Genomic DNA, 19,768 nt, shown 5'->3' with positions numbered 1-19,768 from the left:
GGATGAACAGAAGGACAAGGCTGCTGCGGTACGGGCTCTTCACCGTAGTGGCAGCCCTGATGGCGGCGGCGCTCCCGCCATCGGTGGCGGTCGCGGCGGACCCGTGCGGCCCCGGCTCCAACGCGATCGTGTGCGAGAACTCGAAGGCGGGCACGCCGATGTCCGACTGGTTCGCACCCAGCGCCTACGGCGACATCAAGGGTTTCCCGGCCCAGACGAGCGTGCAGGCGGGCGAGACCCTCCAGTTCAAGATCCAGTCGCCGACCGCCTACAAGGTCTCGGTGTACCGGCTCGGCCACTACGGGGGTGACGGGGCCCGGCTGATGTCCACCGCGGCCCAGGCCGCCCAGACCTACCCGGCCAACTTCCCCCAGAACGGCAATCCGGCGGCCTGCACCAAGAAGGCCTCCACCGGGCTGGTCGACTGCGGCAACTGGCCGGTCACCGCGACCTGGACGGTGCCCTCCGACGCCGTCTCCGGGCTCTACATAGTCAACTTCGACCAGGCGGACGGCAACGGGGTCATGCCCTACCCGTTCGTGGTCCGCAACGACGCCAGCCACTCCGACATCGTCGTGCAGACCAGTGACCAGACCTGGCAGGCGTACAACAACTACGGCGGCCAGGACCTGTACGACGGCGCCGGACCCGCCCCCGACGGCCGTGCCTACGAGGTCAGTTACAACCGGCCGATGGACATCGGCGGCGAGAACGGGATCTACGGATCCGAGTACCAGATGGTCGCCTGGCTGGAGCGCAACGGGTACGACGTCAGCTATATGTCGGGCATCGACATGTCGACCAAGGGCGCCACCCAGCTGCAGAACCACAAGGTGTTCATGTCCTCGGGGCACGACGAGTACTGGACTCAGGACCAGTTCACCAACGCCCTGAACGCACGCCACGCGGGCGTCAACCAGACCTATTTCGCGGGCAACGAGGTCTTCTGGAAGACCCGGCTGGCGCCCAGCATCGACGGGGCCAACACGGCCAACCGGACCCTGGTCTGCTACAAGGAGACCAAGCTCTCCTTCCCGCAGCCCAACGGCATCCCCGACCCGAGCGGGATCTGGACCGGCACCTTCATGGACCCGGCCAGCGCCACGAACGGCCGGCCCTTCCAGCCGCAGAACCAGGTCACCGGCTCGCTGTTCAGCGTGAACGGCTACCGCAGCGACGCGATCACCGTCCCCGGCGCCTACGCCAAGATGCGCCTGTGGCGGGGCACCACCGTCGCGAACCTGACCCCCTCCCAGACCGCCACCTTCCCCGTCGGCACGCTCGGCTACGAGTGGGACAGCGACGTGGAGGACGCGGCGCGCCCGGCCGGGCAGATCGCGATGTCCTCCACCACGGTGGACATCACCGACGGCAAGTACCGCCTGGACTACGGCAACACGTACGGCAACGGGACCGCGACGCACAGCCTGGTCGCCTTCCGCGACCAGACCTCGAACGCCCTGGTCTTCGGCTCGGGCACCGTGCAGTGGTCCTGGGGCCTGACCAACATGCCGACCGGAAATCCGGACGACGCGGTGGTCACCGAGGACAAGCGGATGCAGCAGGCGACGGTCAACATCTTCGCCGACATGGGGGTCCAGCCCAAGTCCCTGCAGACCAACCTGGTGGTGGCCACCGCCTCCACCGACCACACCGGCCCGGTCATCACCGTGACCAGCCCCGCGGCGAACGCCACCGTGCCCGCCCTGCGGCCCGTGACGATCACCGGCACCGCCACCGACAGCGGCGGCGGAGTCGTCGCCCGCGTGGAGGTCTCCACCGACGGCGGAACCACCTGGAAGGCCGCCACGGGCGTCGGGTCCTGGAGCTACAAGTGGACCCCGATGACCCCCGGCTCCGCGCAGATCAAGGTCCGCGCGGTGGACGACAGCGTCAACATCGGCGCCACCACCACCGTGCCGCTGACCGTGGGACCCCAGCAGTGCCCCTGCACCGTATGGCCCGCCGCGGCCGTGCCGGGCACGGTGAACGCCGGAGACGGCAGCGCCGTGGAACTCGGCGTCAAGATCCGCTCCTCGGTGCCCGGTTCGATCACGGGCGTCCGCTTCTACAAGTCCCCGGCCAACACCGGCACCCACACGGGCAGCCTGTGGAGCAGCTCCGGCCAGCGTCTGGCCACGGGCACCTTCACCAACGAGACGGCCTCGGGCTGGCAGCAGCTCAACTTCTCCTCGCCGATCCCCGTCAAGGCCAACACCACCTACATCGCCTCGTACTTCGCCCCCAACGGCGGATACTCCTTCGACAGCACCTTCGCTTCGGCCGGCGCGGGGCTGGCTCCGTTCACCGCGCTGCAGAGCGGCACCGACGGCGGAAACGGCGTCTACCGCTACAGCGGCACCGGCGGCTTCCCCTCCACCGCCTCCTCCGGCAGCAACTACTGGGTGGACGCGGTCCTGGACACCGCCACCGCGAGCACGACGCCCCCGACCGTCACCTCGACCAGCCCGCAGTCCGCGGCGACCGGCACCGCGATCACCGCGACCGTGAAGGCCACCTTCAACTCGGCCGTGGACGCCGACACCCTGGTGTTCACCGTCAAGGACCCCGGCGGCGCCACCGTCCCCGGAAGCAAGGTCCTCGAGGTCTCCAACAGCGCCACCTTCACCCCGTCCACCGAACTGGCTTTGAACACCACCTACACGGCATCGGTGCAGGTCGCCGACCTGTGGGGCAACGCCATGGCCGCACCGGTCACCTGGACCTTCACCACGAGCACGAGCCCGCCGGCGGTGAACTGCCCCTGCACCCTGTGGGGTCCGAACGCCACCCCGACCACCGCCAACGTCGGTGACGACACCAACTCTGTGGAACTGGGCACCCGTTTCCAGTCCACGGTCGGCGGCTACGTCACGGGCATCAGCTTCTACAAGGGACCCGGGAACACCGGAACGCACACCGGCAGCCTCTGGAAGGCCGACGGCACGCTCCTGGCCACCGGAACCTTCGGCAGCGAGACCCTGTCCGGCTGGCAGCAGCTGCACTTCACCACCCCGGTGGCCGTCACCGCGAACATCGAGTACGTGGCCTCGTACCACGCGCCGAACGGCAAGTACTCCGTGGACGGCGGCTACTTCGGCGCCGCGCACCGCTCCTACCCGCTCGTGGCCCCGGCCGACGGCGGCGGCGCGGGCAACGGCAACGGCCTCTACAAGTACGGGGCGGCCACGGTCTTCCCGAACAACACCTTCGGATCGGTGAACTACTGGGTCGGTCCGGTCTTCACCACCACGGCCCCCGCCCCGCTCGCGGAGGGATCCACGGAGGTGTCCGGCCAGTGAGCACGGTCAGCGTGGTGATCCCCTGCTACAAGTACGGCCACTTCCTGGCCGACTGCGTCAAAAGCGTCCTGGACGAACAGGAGGGCGTCGACGTACGGGTACTGATCATCGACGACGCCTCCCCCGACGACTCCGCGGACGTCGCGCGCGCCCTCGCGGCCGCCGACCCCCGGATCGAGGTCCGGGTGCACGAGAAGAACCAGGGCCACATCGCCACCTACAACGAGGGCCTGCTGGAGTGGGCGGACGGGGACTACGTGGCCCTGCTCTCCGCCGACGACCGGCTGGTCCCCGGCGCCCTGGTGCGCGCCGCGGCCCTGCTCGACGCGCACCCGCGGGCCGGCTTCGCCTACGGCAGGCCGCTGCGGTTCCAGCACGGCGGGCCGCTTCCCGCGGCCCGCACCCGGTCCACCGGCTCGGCGGTCTATCCGGGCCGGTGGTGGCTGGAGCGGCGCTTCCGGGAGGGCACCGGGTGCATCACCTCACCCGAGGTGGTCGTGCGCACCAGCCTGCAGCGCAAGGTCGGGGGCTACGACCCGGACCTTCCGCACGCCGGTGACATCGAAATGTGGATGCGGCTCGCGGCCCACGCCGACGTGGGCTACGTCCGCGGCGCCGACCAGGCCTTCTACCGGGTCCACGGCAACAACATGTCCACCACGGACTTCGGCGGGCAGCTCGACGACCTCCGCCAGCGCCTCGTCGCCTTCGACTCGGTGCTGGAGAAGTGCGGCGACCTGCTCCCGGAGGCGGGCCGGCTGTCCACGGCGGCCCGCACCCGGCTCGCCCGGTACGCACTGCGGCGCGCCTACCGGGCCTACGACCGCGGGCGCACCGGGGTGGTCCCGGTCGAGGAACTCGAGGCCTTCGCCGCCGAGTGCCTGCCGCGCTACACCTCGCTCGCGGAGTACGGGGCCCTGCGCCGGCGCCGGCGGATCGGGGCCCGTGTGATGCCGTACCTCCAGCCGCTGGTGCTCTCGGCCGTCGCCGACCGGGGGCGCGAGTGGCTCTGGTGGCAGTCCTGGAAGCGCCGAGGGATCTGATGACACCGCACCACCGCCCCGAACCAGGGGCGTTGGCGGCCGGGCGGCCCGCTGTCTCAGCGGGCCGCCGCGGTCGCCGGCACGGGGCTCGTGTCCCGTGCCCGTCCACCGTCCCCGGCGTCGGCGCGTTCGCGCCGGCGCCGGGCGCGGCCCGCCAGGAACCGATCGGTCCACAGGGCGCAGGCCACCCCGGCGACCAGGGCCAGCAGGGCCGTCCCGGCCAGTCCGCGGCTCTTGGTCCCGAGCTGCGCCACCGCGGACGGCGGGACGAGCAGCGTGACGCTCATCCGCCCCGCCGCCGGGATCTTCTGCTCGGCCTGCATCTCCGAGAGGTGCTTCCCGTAGATCTCGACGATCTTCAGCACCGAGCGGTCGGCCGTGGCCGGGTCCGTGTGCTCCGCCTGGATCTGGAGGGAGGGGATCAGATAGCGCGGGGTGACGCTCGTGCCGCTGTTGCGCGGGATCAGTCGGTAGGTGCCCGCCACCCCGGCGGCCCGCAGTTCGCCCGCCCCGTCCGAGGAGTCCAACTGCTGTACCGCGGCGAGGGAGACGGCCGCCAGCGGCGGCTGCAGATTGGCCAGCTGGTTCGGCTGGTTGCTGGTCACCGGCGGCTTGAGGACGACGATCGCGGTGCTCACGTAGGTCGTGGTGGGCCGGAGCACTTGGAGCGCCCCGGCAGCCGCGAGCACTGCCGCCAGGACCAGTACGTACCAGCGGCGGCGCAGCGTGCGGAACAGCTCACCAGGCGACACAGGATTCCTTCCGTCGTGTTCGATCTTCCCAGGACGCCGGGCAACACGCCAACGGTTCCCGGGCAGTTGCGAGGGAGCGTTAGTGAACATCGGTGAGATAGCAGCGGTACTGCGGCGCCGCTGGTACGTCATGGCGCCCCTGACGCTGTGCGGAGTCCTCGCGGGCGCACAGCTGTACCAGTCGGTCCCGGTCTCCTACCAGTCCCAGAGCTCGGTGGCCCTGCTCGACTCCACGGCCGTGGCCCAGCTGGCCCCCACCTTCGGCAACCCCATCGCGAACGCGGGCGGTTCGCTCGTGGTCACCGCCGACGTGCTCATCAGGACCCTGTCGGGCGCCGACGCGGCCCGCGACCTGCACGGCCTCGGGGTGACCGACCCCTACACGGTCGGTTTCGCCGCGAACGCCTCGGGCCCGATGCTCACCCTGACCGTCACGGGCACCAACCGGGCGAAGGTGCTCAAGGAGACCACCACGCTCACCAATTTCGCCGGGGAGCAGCTCGACGCGCTCCAGGCGGCGGCGAAGGTGAAGCGCCAGTACTACGTGCAGGCCGCCCCCGTGGTGCTGCCGCAGACCCCGAAACCGCAGCTCAAGGCCCGGTACCAGCAGGTCCTCGCCATGCTGATCGCCGGACTGGTGGCCGGTTTCACCGCCTCCTTCGTCCTGGAGAGCCTGCTGGCGGGCCGCCGGCGCCGGCGCGAGGCGGCCGCGGCCGCGGCCGGTACGGCCCCGGCGGGCGTGCGCAGGCGCACCCGCCACCGCGAGCTGGACGCCACCGCCCTGCTCACCGGCTATCTGGGGCTGGCCTTCTTCATCCCCTCGAACCTGACCCTGCCGGGCCTCGGCGGCGTGGGCACCCCGGCCAACGTCTTCGCGCTCCTCGCCCTGTTCTGGTACCTGGCGACCTGGCTCACCGGCCGGATCAGACCGGCCCCCGGCACCCGGCTGCCCCGGATCGCGATGTGGCTGCTGGCCGTCTCGGTCCTGGCCTCGTACCTGGCGAACGCCTCCCGGGGCAGTTCGCACAAGGAGGTGCTGGGCGCCGACCGCGGGCTGATCGGACTGCTGGTCTGGGTGTCCCTGGTGGTGCTGATCTCCGCCGGGATCCAGGACCGGGCCCGGCTGGACGTGCTGCTGCGGCGGGCCGTCGTGATGGGGGCGGTGGTCGCAGCCATCGGCTACTACGACTTCTTCACCGCGACGAACATCGCCGAGAAGATCAGCATCCCCGGGCTCCAGTCGAGCGTCGCGCAGATCACCACCCTGGACCGCGGGGCGTTCACCAGGCCGCGCTCGACCACCGCGCAGCCGCTGGAGTTCGGCGGCATGCTCGCCCTGCTGCTGCCCTTCGCGATCCAGCAGGCCTTCGATCCGGTCCGGGCGCACCTGAAGCGCTGGCGCCGCTGGGCGCCGGTGGCGCTGATGGGCGGCGCGCTGCCGCTGACGGTGTCGCGGACCTCCATCATCGGTGCCCTCATCGTGGTCCTGGTGATGGTGCCGCGGTGGAAGCCGCAGCGCCGCTGGACCACCTTCGGCCTGCTGCTCGGCTCGGTGGCCGTCTTCAAGGTGATGGTCCCCGGACTGATCGGCACGATCACCACACTGTTCGCCTCCTTCGTGTCGAACTCCGACAGCAGCACCCAGGCCCGCACCGTGAAGTACAGCGCGATCGTGCCCTACCTGGAGGAGCGCCCGCTGTTCGGCCGGGGGCTGGGCACCTTCACCCCGGACCTCTACTTCTTCACCGACAACCAGTACATGCTCACCCTGGCGGAGATGGGTCTGCTGGGTCTGCTCGCGCTCCTGGCGCTGTTCCTCACCGGAATCCACCAGGGCGGCGCGATCCGCCGTCTCGCCGCCACCGAATCCGACCGGGAGCTGGGCCAGGCCTTCTTCGCCTCGGCCCTCGTCGCCCTGGTCAGCGCGGCCACCTTCGACGCCCTCAGCTTCCCGATGTTCGCCGGGATGTTCTTCCTGACGATCGCCGCCGGCGGCAGCTACCTCGGCTTCATACGGCGCGCCGCGCCCGAGCCCCGAACCTTGGAGAACCCGTGTCATCCGACAGCACAGCTTCCGGCCCAGCAGCCGACCGCCGCCCGGACCGGCAGGATGCAGCCGGCCCCGTAGCCGTCCTCGTCGTCACCTGGAACAGCGCCAAGGTGATACCCGGGTTCCTCGCCTCCCTGCCGCAGGGCATGGCCGGGACCGACTGGCGGCTGGTCGTCGCCGACAACGACTCCGCCGACGACACCGTCGAGCTGATCCGCTCGCTGGCGCCGGACGCCACGATCGTCCAGACCGGCCGCAACGCCGGCTATGCCGCCGGGGTCAACGCGGCCCTGGAGGCCGCCGCCGGATGGGAGGGAGGCTTCAGCGCCGGCCTGGTCTGCAACCCGGACCTACGGATGCGGGAGGGCTGCGCGCGGCAGCTCGTCGGCGCGCTCGGCGCCTCCGTCGGCGGGGCGGGCGGGGCCGGCGGGGGCCGGGTCGGGATCAGCGTCCCGCTGCTGTACGAGGAGGACGGCACCCTCCACTACTCGCTGCGCCGGGAATCGCGGGTGACCCGCGCCCTGGGCGAGGCCGTGATCGGCAACCGGCGCGCGGGACGCTTCCCGCGGTGGAGCGAGCTGGTCACCGATCCGGCCGCGTACCGGAGCCGGACGGTCGCCGACTGGGCGTCCGGCGCCATGATGGCGCTCTCCCGGGAGTGCCTGGACGCTTGCGGAGCCTGGGACGAATCGTTCTTCCTGTACTCGGAGGAGACCGAGTACTGCCTGCGGGCCGGGGACCACGGCTTCGTCACCCGGCTCGAACCGGCGGCCTCGGCCGTCCACCTGGGCGGGGACTCGCAGGTCTCCCCGCGCCTGTGGACCCTGCTGACCCTCAACCGCGTACGCCTCTACGGCCGCCGGAACTCGGCGCCGGCCACCGCGGCCTTCCGCGCCGCCGTGCTGCTACGGGAAACCTCCCGGGCGGCGCTCGGCCGCCCGGCGAGCCGGGCCGCGGCGCGGGCCCTGGCCAGCCGGACCGCACTGCGCGCCACCCCGGGGCCCTGAGCGGGCTGGTCTAGACGGCGGGGGAGGACCCGGTGGGCGCCGGGCCCTCCCACGCGGTCCAGAAGCTGTCCGGGTTCACCAGGTAGCGGACGGTGGGCCGGGGCAGGTGGCGGACCTCGTGCCGCCGGCTGTAGCGGCGCACGAGCTCCCAGTCCTCCCGGGGCAGGACCTCGGGGGTGCGCCGCAGGCGGCTGAAGTGCAGGGCCGGGGTGCGGCGCGCCACGAAGGCGTTGGTGTCCAGGAAGGCCTCGTGCGCGGAACGGCGGCGGTCGAAGGGCACCGACAGCACGTCCCGCTGGGTTCCGTCGGGAAGCACCCTGCGCAGCGCCGTGTACACCGCGTCCGGTCCGCCCGGCGACTCCAGGACCGTCAGGGCCTGCTCCAGATGGTCCGGCTCCCACAGGTTGTCGTCGTCCAGGAAGGCCACGTACCGCGAGCGGCTCAGCCGTATCCCGACGTTGCGCACGACTCCGGCGGTGGCCGTGTTGCGGGCCAGCGACACCGCGAACAGCCGCGGATCAGAAGGCAGTTCCGGCAGCCCGGCACCGTCGTCCACGACGAGGACCACCTGGTCGGACACGGTCTGCGCCAGGGCCGAGCGCACGGCCGCGCGCAGGGCCTCGGGACGCCGGTGCGTGGCGATCACGGTGGCCACCAGGGCGGACGGCGGCCGCTCCAGGAGCGAGCCGAGCCGGCTGGTCTCGGCGTTCTCGAAACGGCGCAGCCGCACGGCCGAAGGGGCCAGCAGGAGCTTGTTCCTGGCCTCGAAGAGCACCAGCCAGCCGAAGGCCCGCTTGAGCAGCTCCCAGGGGGCCCGGGCGATGCGGCGCATGTCATGTCCTCTCGGTGGTCAGGGGGAGGGCTCGGGTACGACGGGGCGCCCGTCCGACATGCGGTTGCCGCGCCACACGTTCCCCGCGCCGCCCGCGTTCCACGCGGCGACCGCACCGTAGAGCCCGCTCTTGGGGTGGTACTGGGTGGAGAACACGTTGTCCGTGACCAGGATTCCGGTGGCTCCCGGGCCGCCCCCGTAGAGCGCGTACGCGCCCCCGGCCAGCCAGTTGTTGTCGACGATCACGTTGGAGACCACGCCGGTGTCGGCGAAGAGCCCGAGTGCGGCGCTGGCGCCCTTGTCGATGGGGACGGAGTTCAGCAGGGTGTTGTGGCGGACCGTCAGCCGGCCCTTGTTGCCGCCGCCGCTGATCACGGCATCGGTGTGCTGCCACTCCCCGCCGAGGTTCCGGAAGGCGACGATGTCGTGCACGTAGTTGTCGTGCAGGTCGCCCTGGCCCATGGAGAGGGCGTTGCCGAACACCGAGACGTCGCACCAGCCGACCTCGACGGAGCTCTCGCCCATGTTGGACACCGCGTAGTTGACGCCCCCGTTGTCGGGGCCCTTGCCCGGTACGGCGGTGATCGTGGTGTGCAGGACCCGCAGGCCCTTGAAGCCCGGACGCAGGTTGACGCCCCACCAGTTGGTGGAGGTGATCCGGCTGTCGATGATCGTGACGTTGTCGGCGTACACGTCCAGCGAACCGTAGATGTCCCAGCCCTTGATGACCGTTCCGTCGGTCTTGATGGACATGTTCCCGGTGTCGTGCCGCTTCAGCGCGATCCGGGGACCGGTGGAGCGGGAGTCGGGGAAGCCGCAGGCGCCCGGCGAGGTCGCGTTGCAGGCGGGGCCCGGCGCGGATGAGGGCGGCGGTGCACTGCTGCCCGGCGGGGGAGTGGGCGACGGGGAGGCCGGGGTCGCGGAGGGACTCGGGCTCGCGGACGCGGAAGGTGAGGCGGAGGGCTCGACGGGCACGGGCAGGGGGAGGGGCTTCTCCTCGCCGGGGCATTCGAGGGCGCTCTCCGGGCAGGAACCGGCCACCGGCTCGCTGCGCCCCGTCCGCTCGGCCTGGTAGAGCGTCAGGGCGGCGATCGTTAAGAACCCGGCCAGGAGCCAGGCCCACAAGCGTCTGCGAAGGCGTGCCATGGGTGTCAGTCCTTCATCGTCGTTTTCGGAGCCGCCGCGGCGGCCGGTGCGGTGCCGCGGAGGAAGCCGAAGCTCGGCAGGACGCACACCGCGTAGGCCAGGGTGGCGGCGGCCCCCGTCGCGAGGAGCGCGAGGACGCCGTCGCCGAGGAGCCGTTCCAGCCCGAGGACCACGCCGGTCATCACGACCCCGGCCAGGAAGGGCCAGGCGCAGGCGCGCGCCACGGTGCCCAGCCCGACGCCGCCCCGGTGCAGGGCGACGAGGAACACCGGCACCACGACGGCCCCGGCGACCAGAACGTGCCCTTGGGCCACGCCCTCGATCCCGTTCGCGCCGGCCCCGGCCACCAGCACCGGGACCAGGACGGCGAGCCACAGCCCCTGGACCCCGATGAGGGAGCGGCGGTGCCCGATGGCCACCAGGCAGTCGTAGGCCAGTTCGCAGCCGATCCGGACCAGTCCGAGCCCCATCAGCCACGGCAGCGCGGCGGCGGCGGGCAGCCAGCGCTCCCCGTAGACCAGCTCGACGATCGGCCCGGCGAGAACACTCAGCAGCACGCAGAGCGGGACCGTGCCCGTCATCACCACGCCGAGGGCGCGGCCGAAGCCGGCGGCCAGTGCGCCGGGCCCCCCTCCGGTGCCGCTGTCCGCCAGCCGGGAGAACCCGGCGAAGGAGACCCGGCGGGCCGCCTCGGAGATGATCCGCACGGGCCAGCCGGAGATGTTGAAGGCGAGCACGTAGAACCCGAGGGCCAGCTGGTCGAGGGAGGAACCCACCACCATGGTGTCCACGTTGACGACCCCGAGCGCCAGCATGCTGGCCCCGGCGAGCGGGAGGCCGAAGCGGAGCAGGGCCCGGGCCTGCTCCCGGTCCCAGCCGAACTTCAGGGTGCCGGGCGCGGCCAGGCAGCAGCCGGCGAGCGCGGCCACGTTGCCCGCGACGGAGCCCCAGGCGAAGCTCATCGCCCCCCAGCCCTGGACGGCCAGCAGCAGGGTCACCGCGGTGCTGAGGACGAAGTTGACGGCGTCGATGGCCATCCGCCGGCCCTGCTGGAACTCTCGGGTGAGGAAGCCGGCCGGCACCTGCGAGAGCCCGTCCAGGACCACGCACACGCACATCACGCGCAGCACCCCGGAGGCCTCGGGGGAACCGAGCACCCGGGCCACCAGGGGGGCCGCCGCGAACAGGACCGCGTACAGCAGCAGGCTGGAGGCGGCGCTCAGGGTGAGGACCGTCGGGGCGAAGCGGCGGGGGTCGCCCTCCCAGCGCACGATGGCCAGGGAGACGCCGAGCTCGTTCGCGGAGAGCAGGACCAGCAGGACCGTCTGGGCGATCCCGTAGACGCCCCAGGCCTCGGGGCCGAGGAAGAAGCGGGCGAGGATGATGCCGGTGACGAAGTTGCCCAGCCGCATCACCATGGTGTTGACCAGGCTCCACCGGGCGGCGGATCCCACCTTGCGCCCCAGGGAGGGCGCCCCGGGAGAAGCCTCCGGAGGGCCCCCGGAGGGTTCCTGGGGGCCCGCGTCCGTGGTGGGGGCGCTCAACGGGGTGCCTTGGAGGGGAAGGCAGACGAGGGCAGGACCTTGAGCGCCATGGTCGCCGTGGGATCGAGGGTGCCGCCGAGGTCCTCGGGACCCGGGTTCCCATGCTGCTCCGGGTCATCCTCTACGGACCCCCGCCGGCCGGGCTTGTCGGCCTTGCGGCGCCGGGCCTCGACGAAGAAGGTGGCCACCAGGCTGAGGACGAAGCCCAGCGCCCCCGCCATGACCAGGTACTGGAGCCGGGTCTTCGTCTGCGCCTCGGGCTTCTGCGGCGGCACGATCGTCGCCATGCGGATCATCGCCTCGGGGGTCACCGACTGCTGGGCCTGGAACTCCAGGAGCCGCTTCTCGGCGTACGCGGTGAAGATCTTGTCGGAGTTCAGGACGGCGGCCGGGTCGGTGCCGGTGACGCTCAGCCACATGAAGGGCCCCTGGGCGTTGTCGGCGATCTTCGCCTCGTACACGCCGGTGAGACCCTGGGCTTTGAGATCGGCCTTGGAATCGTCGGAGTTCAGGTTCCGGGCCAGCCCGTCGGCCATGCCGGTGAGCGAGGCCTGGGTGCTCAGGAAGGGGTTGCCGTCGAAGGCTACGGTGGCCTTCTTCGAGTTCAGGAGGGTCACGGTGCTCTGCGACCGGTACTCCACCGGGACCAGCAGGTACACGCCGGTGATGAGCGCGGCCGTGAGCAGCAGCCCGGGCAGCAGCACGTACCAGCGCCTGCGCATGACCCGCCAGATCTCCGCGAGGTCCATCAGCCTTCTTTCGATCCAGGTGGAACGGGGGTGGAAACGGTGCCGTGGCGGGAGGGGTTCACCGGGACGCGGTGAACCCCTCCCGCCACGGCGCTAGAGGACGGGCGCGGTGCCCGCGAGGAGGTCGGTGGGCCGCGGCCGGGTGGCCGCGCTCCCGCCCTCCAGGAGCACCTGCGCGATGCGCTCGCTCGCGCGGCCGTCCCACAGCTCGGGGCAGCGGGGCGCGGGCGGATCGTCGAGCACCCGGTGCACCGTGGCGGTGATGCGCTCCGGGTCGGTGCCCGCCAGGACGTTGGTGCCCTGCTCGACGGTGATCGGGCGCTCGGTGTTCTCCCGGAGGGTCACACAGGGCACGCCGAGCGCGGTGGTCTCTTCCTGGATGCCCCCGGAGTCGGTGAGGACCACGCGCGCCGAGTCCTGCAGGGCGATGAAATCGAGGTATCCGGCGGCCGGCACCAGCCGGATGCCGCCGGGGACGCCGATCTCGGACAGCCGCTCGGCGGCCCGGGGATGCACCGGCAGCAGCAGCGGGCAACGGCCCGCGATCTCGCCCAGCGCCTTCAGCAGGCCGCGCAGGGCGTCCGGATCGTCCACGTTGGCCGGCCGGTGCAGGGTGACCAGTCCGTACCCGCCGCGGGTGAGCCCGTGGCGGGCCAGGACGTCGGAGCGCCGGGCCCGGTCCAGGTTGGCGAACAGGGTGTCGATCATGACGTTGCCGACGACGTGGATCTGGTCCTCCCGGTACCCCTCCGACCGCAGGTTCGCGGCGGCGTCGGGGGAGGGGGCCAGCAGGTAGTCGCTGAGCCGGTCGGTGGCGACCCGGTTGACCTCCTCGGGCATGCTCCAGTCCCGGCTGCGCAGACCGGCCTCCACATGGGCCAGCAGCGGCCCGGCCTTCGCGGTGACCAGGGCGCAGGCCAGGGTGGAGTTGATGTCCCCGACGACCACGACCGCGTCAGGGACCAGCTCGTCGAGCAGCGGCTCGAAGGCCTCCATCACCCGGCCGGTCTGTACGGCGTGGCTGCCGGACCCGGCGCCGAGATAGCGGTCGGGGGAGCGGATGCCGAGGTCGCGGAAGAAGACGTCGTTCATGGACTCGTCGTAGTGCTGGCCGGTGTGGACGAGGACGACCTCCGCGCCGCGCGCCTCCAGGGCGTCCATCACCGGTTTGATCTTCATGTAGTTGGGCCGGGCCCCGGCCACGCAGATGATTCTGGGCATGGAGTCAGAGCACCTCCACCGTCGGTCCCGACAGCCGGTTGCGGCAGTCGAGGATCAGCGAGGCGTGCTCGGTGATCATCGGGTAGTCGAAGGAGTCGTGGTCCGTGAGCAGGACGACCACGTCGGCCGCGGCCAGTTCCTTGCGGGTCGGCTCCACCCGCGAGAGGCGGGCGTCGACCTTGATGCTCTCCACCACGTGGGGATCGGCGGCGCGCACCTTGGCACCCATGTCCAGGAGCAGCTGGGAGACGCGTACCGCGGGAGACTCCCGGGCGTCGCCGGTGTTCTTCTTGTACGCCAGCCCCAGCAGCAGGATCCGGGAGCCGTTGACCGAGCGGCGCTTGGCGTTGAGCGCGTCCATGACGCGGCGCGCCACGTACTCGGGCATGTGGCTGTTGATGTCGTTGGCCAGCTCCACGAAGCGGAAGTTCTGGCCGAGTTCGCGCTGCACCCGCCACGACAGGTACGAGGGGTCGATGGGCAGGCAGTGCCCGCCGACGCCGGGGCCCGGCGTGAACTTCATGAAGCCGAACGGCTTGCTGGAGGCGGCCTCGATGGTCTGCCACACGTCGATGTCGAGGTGCCGGGCGAACATCGCTATCTCGTTGACCAGGGCGATGTTCACGTGCCGGAAGGTGTTCTCCAGCAGCTTCGCCAGCTCGGCCTCCTTGGGGGAGCGCACCGGCACCGTGGTGTCGACGAGTCCCGCGTAGAAGGTCTCCACGGCCTTGAGCGAGAGGGGGTTGACGCCGGATACCACCTTCGGCGTCTGCTGGAAGCCCCACACCTTGTTGCCGGGGTCGATGCGTTCCGGGCTGTAGCCGAGGTGGAAGTCCACACCGGCCGTGAGACCCGAACCGTCCTCCAGGATCGGGCCGAACAGCTCCTCGGTGGTGCCGGGGTAGGTGGTCGACTCCAGGACGACGGTGGCTCCCGGCCGCAGGAACCGGGCCAGCGTGTGCGCCGACTCCTCGATGTAGCGCAGGTCGGGGGCACCGTCCTGCAAGGGGGTCGGGACGGTGACGACCGCGACGTCGAAGCCGCCGCAGTCCCGGGCTTGGTCACTGGCCTGGTACGTGCCCAGCTCCAGGGCCTTGGCCAGCCGCGCGGAGGTGACGTCCTCCACGTACGACTCGCCGGAGGCGAGGCTCTTGACCCGCCGCGCGTCCACGTCGTAGCCGACCACCTGGTGTCCGACCTCGGCGGCCCTGATGGCCAGCGGAAGGCCGACGTATCCCTGTCCCACGACGACGACGCGCATCAGTGACTCCTCTTCGCGGAACCGGAAGGCGGTGTGGAAGACGGTGTGGACGGTGTGCGGCGGATGAGTTCCCGGACCGTCATGAGGAGGAAGGCAGCATTGGTGGTGAGGTAGCGCTTGCCCAGGCGGCGCGGTTCCTGGAGGGCCCGGTAGAACCATTCGAGCCCCATCCGCTGCCAGACCAGGGGGGCGCGCTTGGTGATGCCGGCCAGGATGTCGAAGGAGCCGCCGACGCCGTGCACCACGTCGGATCCGGTGCGCTTGCCGTAGCCGGCGGTGAAGATCTCCTTCTTGGGCGAGGTCATGCCGAGGAACAGCATGCGGGCCCCGCTCTCGGCCACCGCGTCGGCGATCCCGCCCTGTTGGGAGTCCTCGAAGTAGCCGTTGCGGCTGCCCGCCACGTTCAGTGCGGGGAACCGCTCGGCGATCCGGCCGAGCATGAGGTCCATGACGTCCTGCCGCGCGCCGAGCAGGTAGACGGGGATCGAGGCGGTCTCCGCCGCGGCCAGCAGCCGCATGAACAGATCGATTCCCGCGACCCGTTCGGGCAGCCGGACGCCCAGCACGCGGCCGGCCCAGACCACGGCCTGGCCGTCGGCCAGGACGAGGTCGCAGCCGGCGACCGCCGCGGCGAGGCGGGGGTCGCGGCGCATGTTGACCAGTTTGGCGGCGTTGACCATGCCGATCTCGATCTGCTCACCGCGCTCGACGGCGTCGAGGCAGCGCTGGACCGTCTCGTCCATGGTCAGGGGGTCGAGCGACACTCCGAAGAGCGACTGTCTGTGCTTCATCCGCCGAGCCCCCCGAGCCAGGCGTGGAGCAGCCAGCCGAACTCGTAGGGCCTGCACTCGCGGTCCACCGCCAGGGGGCGGAAGATCCGGTCGAGCGGGGCCAGCCGGGCCCGCGGGGCGACCCGGGTGGTGAGTCCGCGGGCGGCGCGCACGGCCTTCGCGGGGTCGCCGCGGTAGACCTTGCGCCAGGTGACCCCGAATTCCTCGCGGATCATGGATTCGCGCGGGGTGCCGTCGGGCCCGCTGATCTCGGGCACCTCCGTCATCCAGCGCAGACCCCGGCGGATCTCCGCGCCGAAGTCGGTGCCACCCGCTTCGGCCAGGTCGAAGAGGGCCGTCGGGGCCATGGCGTGCTGGTGCACGCTGTAGACGGGGTAGCCCTCCACCACGCCGCCCGTGCGGGCGTCGTAGTGCCACCACCACTGTCCGCCGTCCCCCTGCAGGGCGCAGATCCGGGCGGCGCAGGCGTCGGCCGCGGCCAGGGCCTGAGGGTCCGGGCTACTGGCGTGCAGCCGGGCCAGGGCCTGGAGCGGATAGGTCTGGTCCGCGAAGCAGGCCACGTGGGAGCGGTATCCGGGGACCAGCCCGGGCCCGGTGGCGTGCGGGAACAGCGGGCCGTCCCCGACCCGGGCCGCCAGCAGGCGGTCACGGGCGGCGGTCAGCCGGTACTCGACGTCCACCGCGGTGCGGGCCGCGGTGAGGGCGGACAGCACCCAGGCGGCTTCCACCGTGTACTGCGGACGCCCGGGGACGTCCAGTTCGGCCACCCTCGCCACGGCGTCCGCGAGCTTGGGATGGCCGGTCTCGGCCGCGGCCCAGGCGATGAGCGCGGCGTCGCCGAGGTTCGTCACCGCGGGCAGCCGCTCCACCAGGAGCGCCGTGAACTCCCCGGCGCTGAGGCCGCCGAAGAGGGGGCGCTGCCGCTCCTCGGGGAGGAACCGCGCGCCGAGCGCGGTGATGGCCGCGTACCGGGTGCTGGTACCGCGCCGCTCCACGCGCCTCGCGCCGTCGGGGGAGACGGTCCCCACGCGGGTGAAGACGAAGGTCTCCGCGCCCGGCAGGTACATCTCGGGCAGCCCCGCCTCTGCCAGTGCGAGCAGCCGCTCGGCAAGGGCGTGCAGCGACGGGTCCTCGTGGGCCAGTGCTGCTAATCGTCTGGCGGTCACCGGGATCCCACCCCGGTTCCGCGTACGTCCTGCTCGCCGTGTATGTCCGAGCTGTAGCCGTACTGCTCCAACACACCTACCCCCTCTGAAAAGTCGTTCCTAGGACAGACCCGGCGGTCGTCGTCCGGTGGAGGGGACTGCGCATGACGCTGCGCGTGCCTACGGTGTGATCCCCCCGATGGCACGAGCGTCCGGGTCCGCTGGATCCCCCTCCAACGGATTCCGGATCGGCGCGCGCGGACGGCGGCGGCGGATGGGCGCATGGTCCCGCGCCGGCCGTCACCTCGTCCGTGGTTGCCCTCGTCGTGTACAACCCCCCACTGAACACAGCCTGTTGCCTGCTCAGATCCCGTGTACAGGGACAAGGTATGCCCAAGGATGTTCGTTGATTGTGGTTTTGAGGAAATGCCATTGACCCAAATCGCCGACGTTGCGTCAGCTGCGCTCGGCCAGGCTTCCGTCGATCTCGTCGTGCAGGGCGCCGGTGCGCGGGCACTCCCAGACGCCCGGCTCGCCATTCCGTTCCACGAGGCGGACCCCGGCCCGGCCCACCCAGCCGATGCGCCGGGCCGGCACCCCGGCCACGAGCGCGAAGTCCGCTACGTCCCGGGATACGACCGCGCCCGCCGCGACCAGCGCCCACCGCCCGATCCGTACCCCCGCGACGCACACCGACCGGGCCCCCAGGGAGGCTCCCTCGGCCACGACGACCCCGGCCGCCTCCCAGTCGCCGCCGCGCTTCTGCCGGCCGTCGGGGTCGACGGCCCGCGGGTAGAAGTCGTTGGTGAGCACCGCGGCCGGGCCGATGAACACCCCGTCGCCGAGTTCGGCGGGCTCGTAGACCAGTGCGTAGTTCTGCAGTTTGACGTTGTCCCCGATCCGCACGCCGGGACCGACGTACGCACCGCGTCCCACGATGCAGTCGCGGCCGAGCGTGGCGTCCTCCCGCACCTGTGCCAGATCCCAGATGGTGGTCCCCTCCCCGAGCTCGGCCGTCTCGTCGACCTGGGAGGAGGGTTGAATTCGGACACTCACGGGGCGGTCCCCTTACGGCTCGCGAGGCGGTCGGATGCGGGTCGGACGGATGTACGTCGCATTGAGGTACGGAGGGAGCATATGCGGCAGCGGCCGCGCGCGCCCCGAAGATCAACCGACTGTTCACGGAGTGGACTTGACGGAGCCTCGGCCGGAGCGGGCCCGCGGTCTCGAGGCGGCCGCCTTAAGGTCGCCCGATCGCTTCCTTAAGTGGAACCTAAGGTTCGCCACCACCACCCCGAATCGATCAAATGTCCGTTTCGGGACGGCTAGCGTGCTGCCGCACCCCGAACTCCCCAGCAACGCAGAGGCAGGCACGCCATGGGCAGCACGACCGGTCACCGGCGCAGAGCGAGCAAGAAGGCCAAGGCCGCGGGCGGGACGGCGGTGGCCGTGCTGATCGCTGCCGCCGCCTTCGCCTTCACCGGAACGGCCCAGGCCTCCTCGGTCGGCGCGGTGTACACGAAGTCGAGCTCCTGGAGCGGCGGTTACACCGGCACGTACGTGATCACCAACAACAAGGCCCGGACGCAGACTGGTTGGACCCTGGAGTTCGACCTGCCCGCGGGCACGACGATCGACTCCCTGTGGAACGCCTCGCACACGGTCACCGGCCGCCACGTCACCGTGAAGCCGGCGGCCTGGAACAAGGAGCTGGCCGCGGGTTCCTCCGTCACGATCGGCTTCGTCACGAGCGCGAGCGGCACCCCGGGCAACCCGAAGGCCTGCCGGATCAACGGAGCGAAGTGCTCGGCGGACCAGGGCCCGACACCCCCTCCGGGCGGCCGCCCCACCACCGCCCCCACGGGCGCCCCCACCACCGCGCCGACGGCGGCGCCGACGCCCGGTACGAGCGCTCCCGCGAGCCCCAGGCCCCCGGCGCCCTCCGGGCGGCCGACCACGCCCGCCCCGCCCACCGCGACGGCCACCGCCACGACCCCGCCGCCGACCGGGAACCCGGCAGGCGGCGCACGCTTCGCGCCGTACGTGGACACCTCCCTGTACCCGGCCTACGACCTCGTCGACACGGCGGCCCGGACCGGCGTCAAGGAGTTCCACCTCGCCTTCATCACCTCCGGCGGCGGCTGCGCCCCGCTGTGGGGCGGGGTCACCGGGCTCGGCGACGACAAGGTCGCCGCGCAGATCGGGGCCCTGCGGGCGAAGGGCGGGGACGTGCGCGTCTCCTTCGGCGGCGCCGCCGGGCACGAGCTGGCCCTGAACTGCCGCTCCGCCCAGGAACTGGCCGCCGCCTACGGCAAGGTCGTCGACCAGTACCGGCTGACCAAGGTCGACTTCGACATCGAGGGCGCGGCCCTGCCCGACACCGCGGCCAACACCCGCCGCGCACAGGCCATCGCCCTGCTCCAGGGCTCCCACCCCGGACTCGACGTGGCCTTCACCCTGCCCGTGATGCCCGAGGGCCTCACCCAGCCCGGCGTGGCCCTGTTGGCGGACGCGAAGAAGGAGGGCGTGCGGATCCACGGCGTCAACATCATGGCCATGGACTACGGCCCTGCCTACAGCGGCGACATGGGCCAGTACGCGATCCAGGCCGCCACGGCCACGCAGGCCCAGATCAAGGGCGTACTGGGCCTCTCCGACGCGGCGGCCTGGAAGGCGGTCGCCGTCACCCCGATGATCGGTGTCAACGACGTCACGACGGAGATCTTCACCGTCGCCGACGCCACCCAGCTCGTGGACTTCGCGAGCGAGAAGGGAATCGGCAGGCTCGCGATGTGGTCCGCGACCCGCGACCGGCAGTGCCCGGCCGGGGTCGTGAACTACGCGGACGCGACGTGCAGCTCGATCCTCCAGCAGCCGCTGGCCTTCACGAAGGCCTTCGGAGCCTTCCGCTAGCACGGCGGGCCA

The 19,768-nt window shown here is 71.6% G+C and carries 15 protein-coding genes; 5 read left to right on the top strand and 10 right to left on the bottom strand.

Annotated features, from left to right (window positions below; translation table 11 throughout):
• Positions 1-2 precede the first annotated feature (2 nt).
• Positions 3-3,302, top strand: a complete 3,300-nt coding sequence (locus ACFYYB_RS00465; protein ID WP_389432304.1) for a DUF4082 domain-containing protein — start codon at positions 3-5, stop codon at positions 3,300-3,302.
• The gene (locus ACFYYB_RS00460; protein ID WP_389432303.1) at positions 3,299-4,345 is read left to right on the top strand and encodes a glycosyltransferase; all 1,047 of its coding nucleotides are present in this window, start codon (positions 3,299-3,301) and stop codon (positions 4,343-4,345) included. The genes ACFYYB_RS00465 and ACFYYB_RS00460 overlap by 4 nt, the downstream gene beginning before the upstream one ends.
• Positions 4,346-4,401: 56 nt before the next feature.
• Here ACFYYB_RS00460 and ACFYYB_RS00455 read toward each other — a convergent pair whose 3' ends face one another.
• Positions 4,402-5,097, bottom strand: a complete 696-nt coding sequence (locus tag ACFYYB_RS00455; protein ID WP_389432302.1) for a hypothetical protein — start codon at positions 5,095-5,097, stop codon at positions 4,402-4,404.
• An 82-nt stretch (positions 5,098-5,179) separates the two neighbouring features.
• Here ACFYYB_RS00455 and ACFYYB_RS00450 point away from each other — a divergent pair, with 82 nt between their 5' ends.
• On the top strand, positions 5,180-7,225 hold the full coding sequence (locus ACFYYB_RS00450; protein ID WP_389432301.1) for an O-antigen ligase family protein: 2,046 nt from the start codon (positions 5,180-5,182) through the stop codon (positions 7,223-7,225).
• Entirely contained in the window at positions 7,150-8,154 is a 1,005-nt protein-coding gene (locus ACFYYB_RS00445) for a glycosyltransferase (protein WP_389432300.1), read from the top strand. The genes ACFYYB_RS00450 and ACFYYB_RS00445 overlap by 76 nt, the downstream gene beginning before the upstream one ends.
• 10 nt (positions 8,155-8,164) lie before the next feature.
• Here ACFYYB_RS00445 and ACFYYB_RS00440 read toward each other — a convergent pair whose 3' ends face one another.
• The 9 genes from ACFYYB_RS00440 to ACFYYB_RS00400 all read right to left on the bottom strand — a co-directional run bounded on the left by ACFYYB_RS00440 (position 8,165) and on the right by ACFYYB_RS00400 (position 17,899).
• Positions 8,165-8,986, bottom strand: a complete 822-nt coding sequence (locus ACFYYB_RS00440; RefSeq protein ID WP_389432299.1) for a glycosyltransferase family 2 protein — start codon at positions 8,984-8,986, stop codon at positions 8,165-8,167.
• Positions 8,987-9,004: 18 nt separating this feature from the next.
• Complete coding sequence (locus ACFYYB_RS00435; protein WP_389432298.1) at positions 9,005-10,132, bottom strand: hypothetical protein; 1,128 nt, start codon at positions 10,130-10,132, stop codon at positions 9,005-9,007.
• 5 nt (positions 10,133-10,137) lie between these two features.
• Complete coding sequence (locus ACFYYB_RS00430) at positions 10,138-11,586, bottom strand: oligosaccharide flippase family protein (protein WP_389432297.1); 1,449 nt, start codon at positions 11,584-11,586, stop codon at positions 10,138-10,140.
• Positions 11,587-11,672: 86 nt separating this feature from the next.
• Complete coding sequence (locus tag ACFYYB_RS00425; RefSeq protein WP_389432295.1) at positions 11,673-12,425, bottom strand: chain length determinant protein; 753 nt, start codon at positions 12,423-12,425, stop codon at positions 11,673-11,675.
• Between the two features lie 93 nt (positions 12,426-12,518).
• Positions 12,519-13,646: a non-hydrolyzing UDP-N-acetylglucosamine 2-epimerase gene (gene wecB, locus ACFYYB_RS00420; protein ID WP_389432293.1), complete on the bottom strand. Its 1,128-nt coding sequence runs from the start codon at positions 13,644-13,646 to the stop codon at positions 12,519-12,521.
• A gap of 4 nt (positions 13,647-13,650) precedes the next feature.
• Positions 13,651-14,907: a nucleotide sugar dehydrogenase gene (locus ACFYYB_RS00415; RefSeq protein ID WP_389432291.1), complete on the bottom strand. Its 1,257-nt coding sequence runs from the start codon at positions 14,905-14,907 to the stop codon at positions 13,651-13,653.
• Entirely contained in the window at positions 14,907-15,698 is a 792-nt protein-coding gene (locus ACFYYB_RS00410) for a WecB/TagA/CpsF family glycosyltransferase (protein ID WP_389432290.1), read from the bottom strand. Before ACFYYB_RS00410 ends, ACFYYB_RS00415 begins: the two co-directional genes overlap by 1 nt.
• Complete coding sequence (locus tag ACFYYB_RS00405; RefSeq protein WP_389432288.1) at positions 15,695-16,864, bottom strand: hypothetical protein; 1,170 nt, start codon at positions 16,862-16,864, stop codon at positions 15,695-15,697. Before ACFYYB_RS00405 ends, ACFYYB_RS00410 begins: the two co-directional genes overlap by 4 nt.
• A 435-nt stretch (positions 16,865-17,299) precedes the next feature.
• The gene (locus ACFYYB_RS00400; protein ID WP_389432287.1) at positions 17,300-17,899 is read right to left on the bottom strand and encodes an acyltransferase; all 600 of its coding nucleotides are present in this window, start codon (positions 17,897-17,899) and stop codon (positions 17,300-17,302) included.
• 321 nt (positions 17,900-18,220) lie between these two features.
• Here ACFYYB_RS00400 and ACFYYB_RS00395 point away from each other — a divergent pair, with 321 nt between their 5' ends.
• Positions 18,221-19,756: a cellulose binding domain-containing protein gene (locus ACFYYB_RS00395; RefSeq protein ID WP_389432286.1), complete on the top strand. Its 1,536-nt coding sequence runs from the start codon at positions 18,221-18,223 to the stop codon at positions 19,754-19,756.
• The last annotated feature ends 12 nt before the right edge of the window (positions 19,757-19,768 follow it).

It is taken from the genome of Streptomyces sp. NPDC002886 (assembly GCF_042888445.1).
Lineage (GTDB): Bacteria > Actinomycetota > Actinomycetes > Streptomycetales > Streptomycetaceae > Streptomyces.
This window is presented reverse-complemented; position numbering and strand designations above follow the sequence as displayed.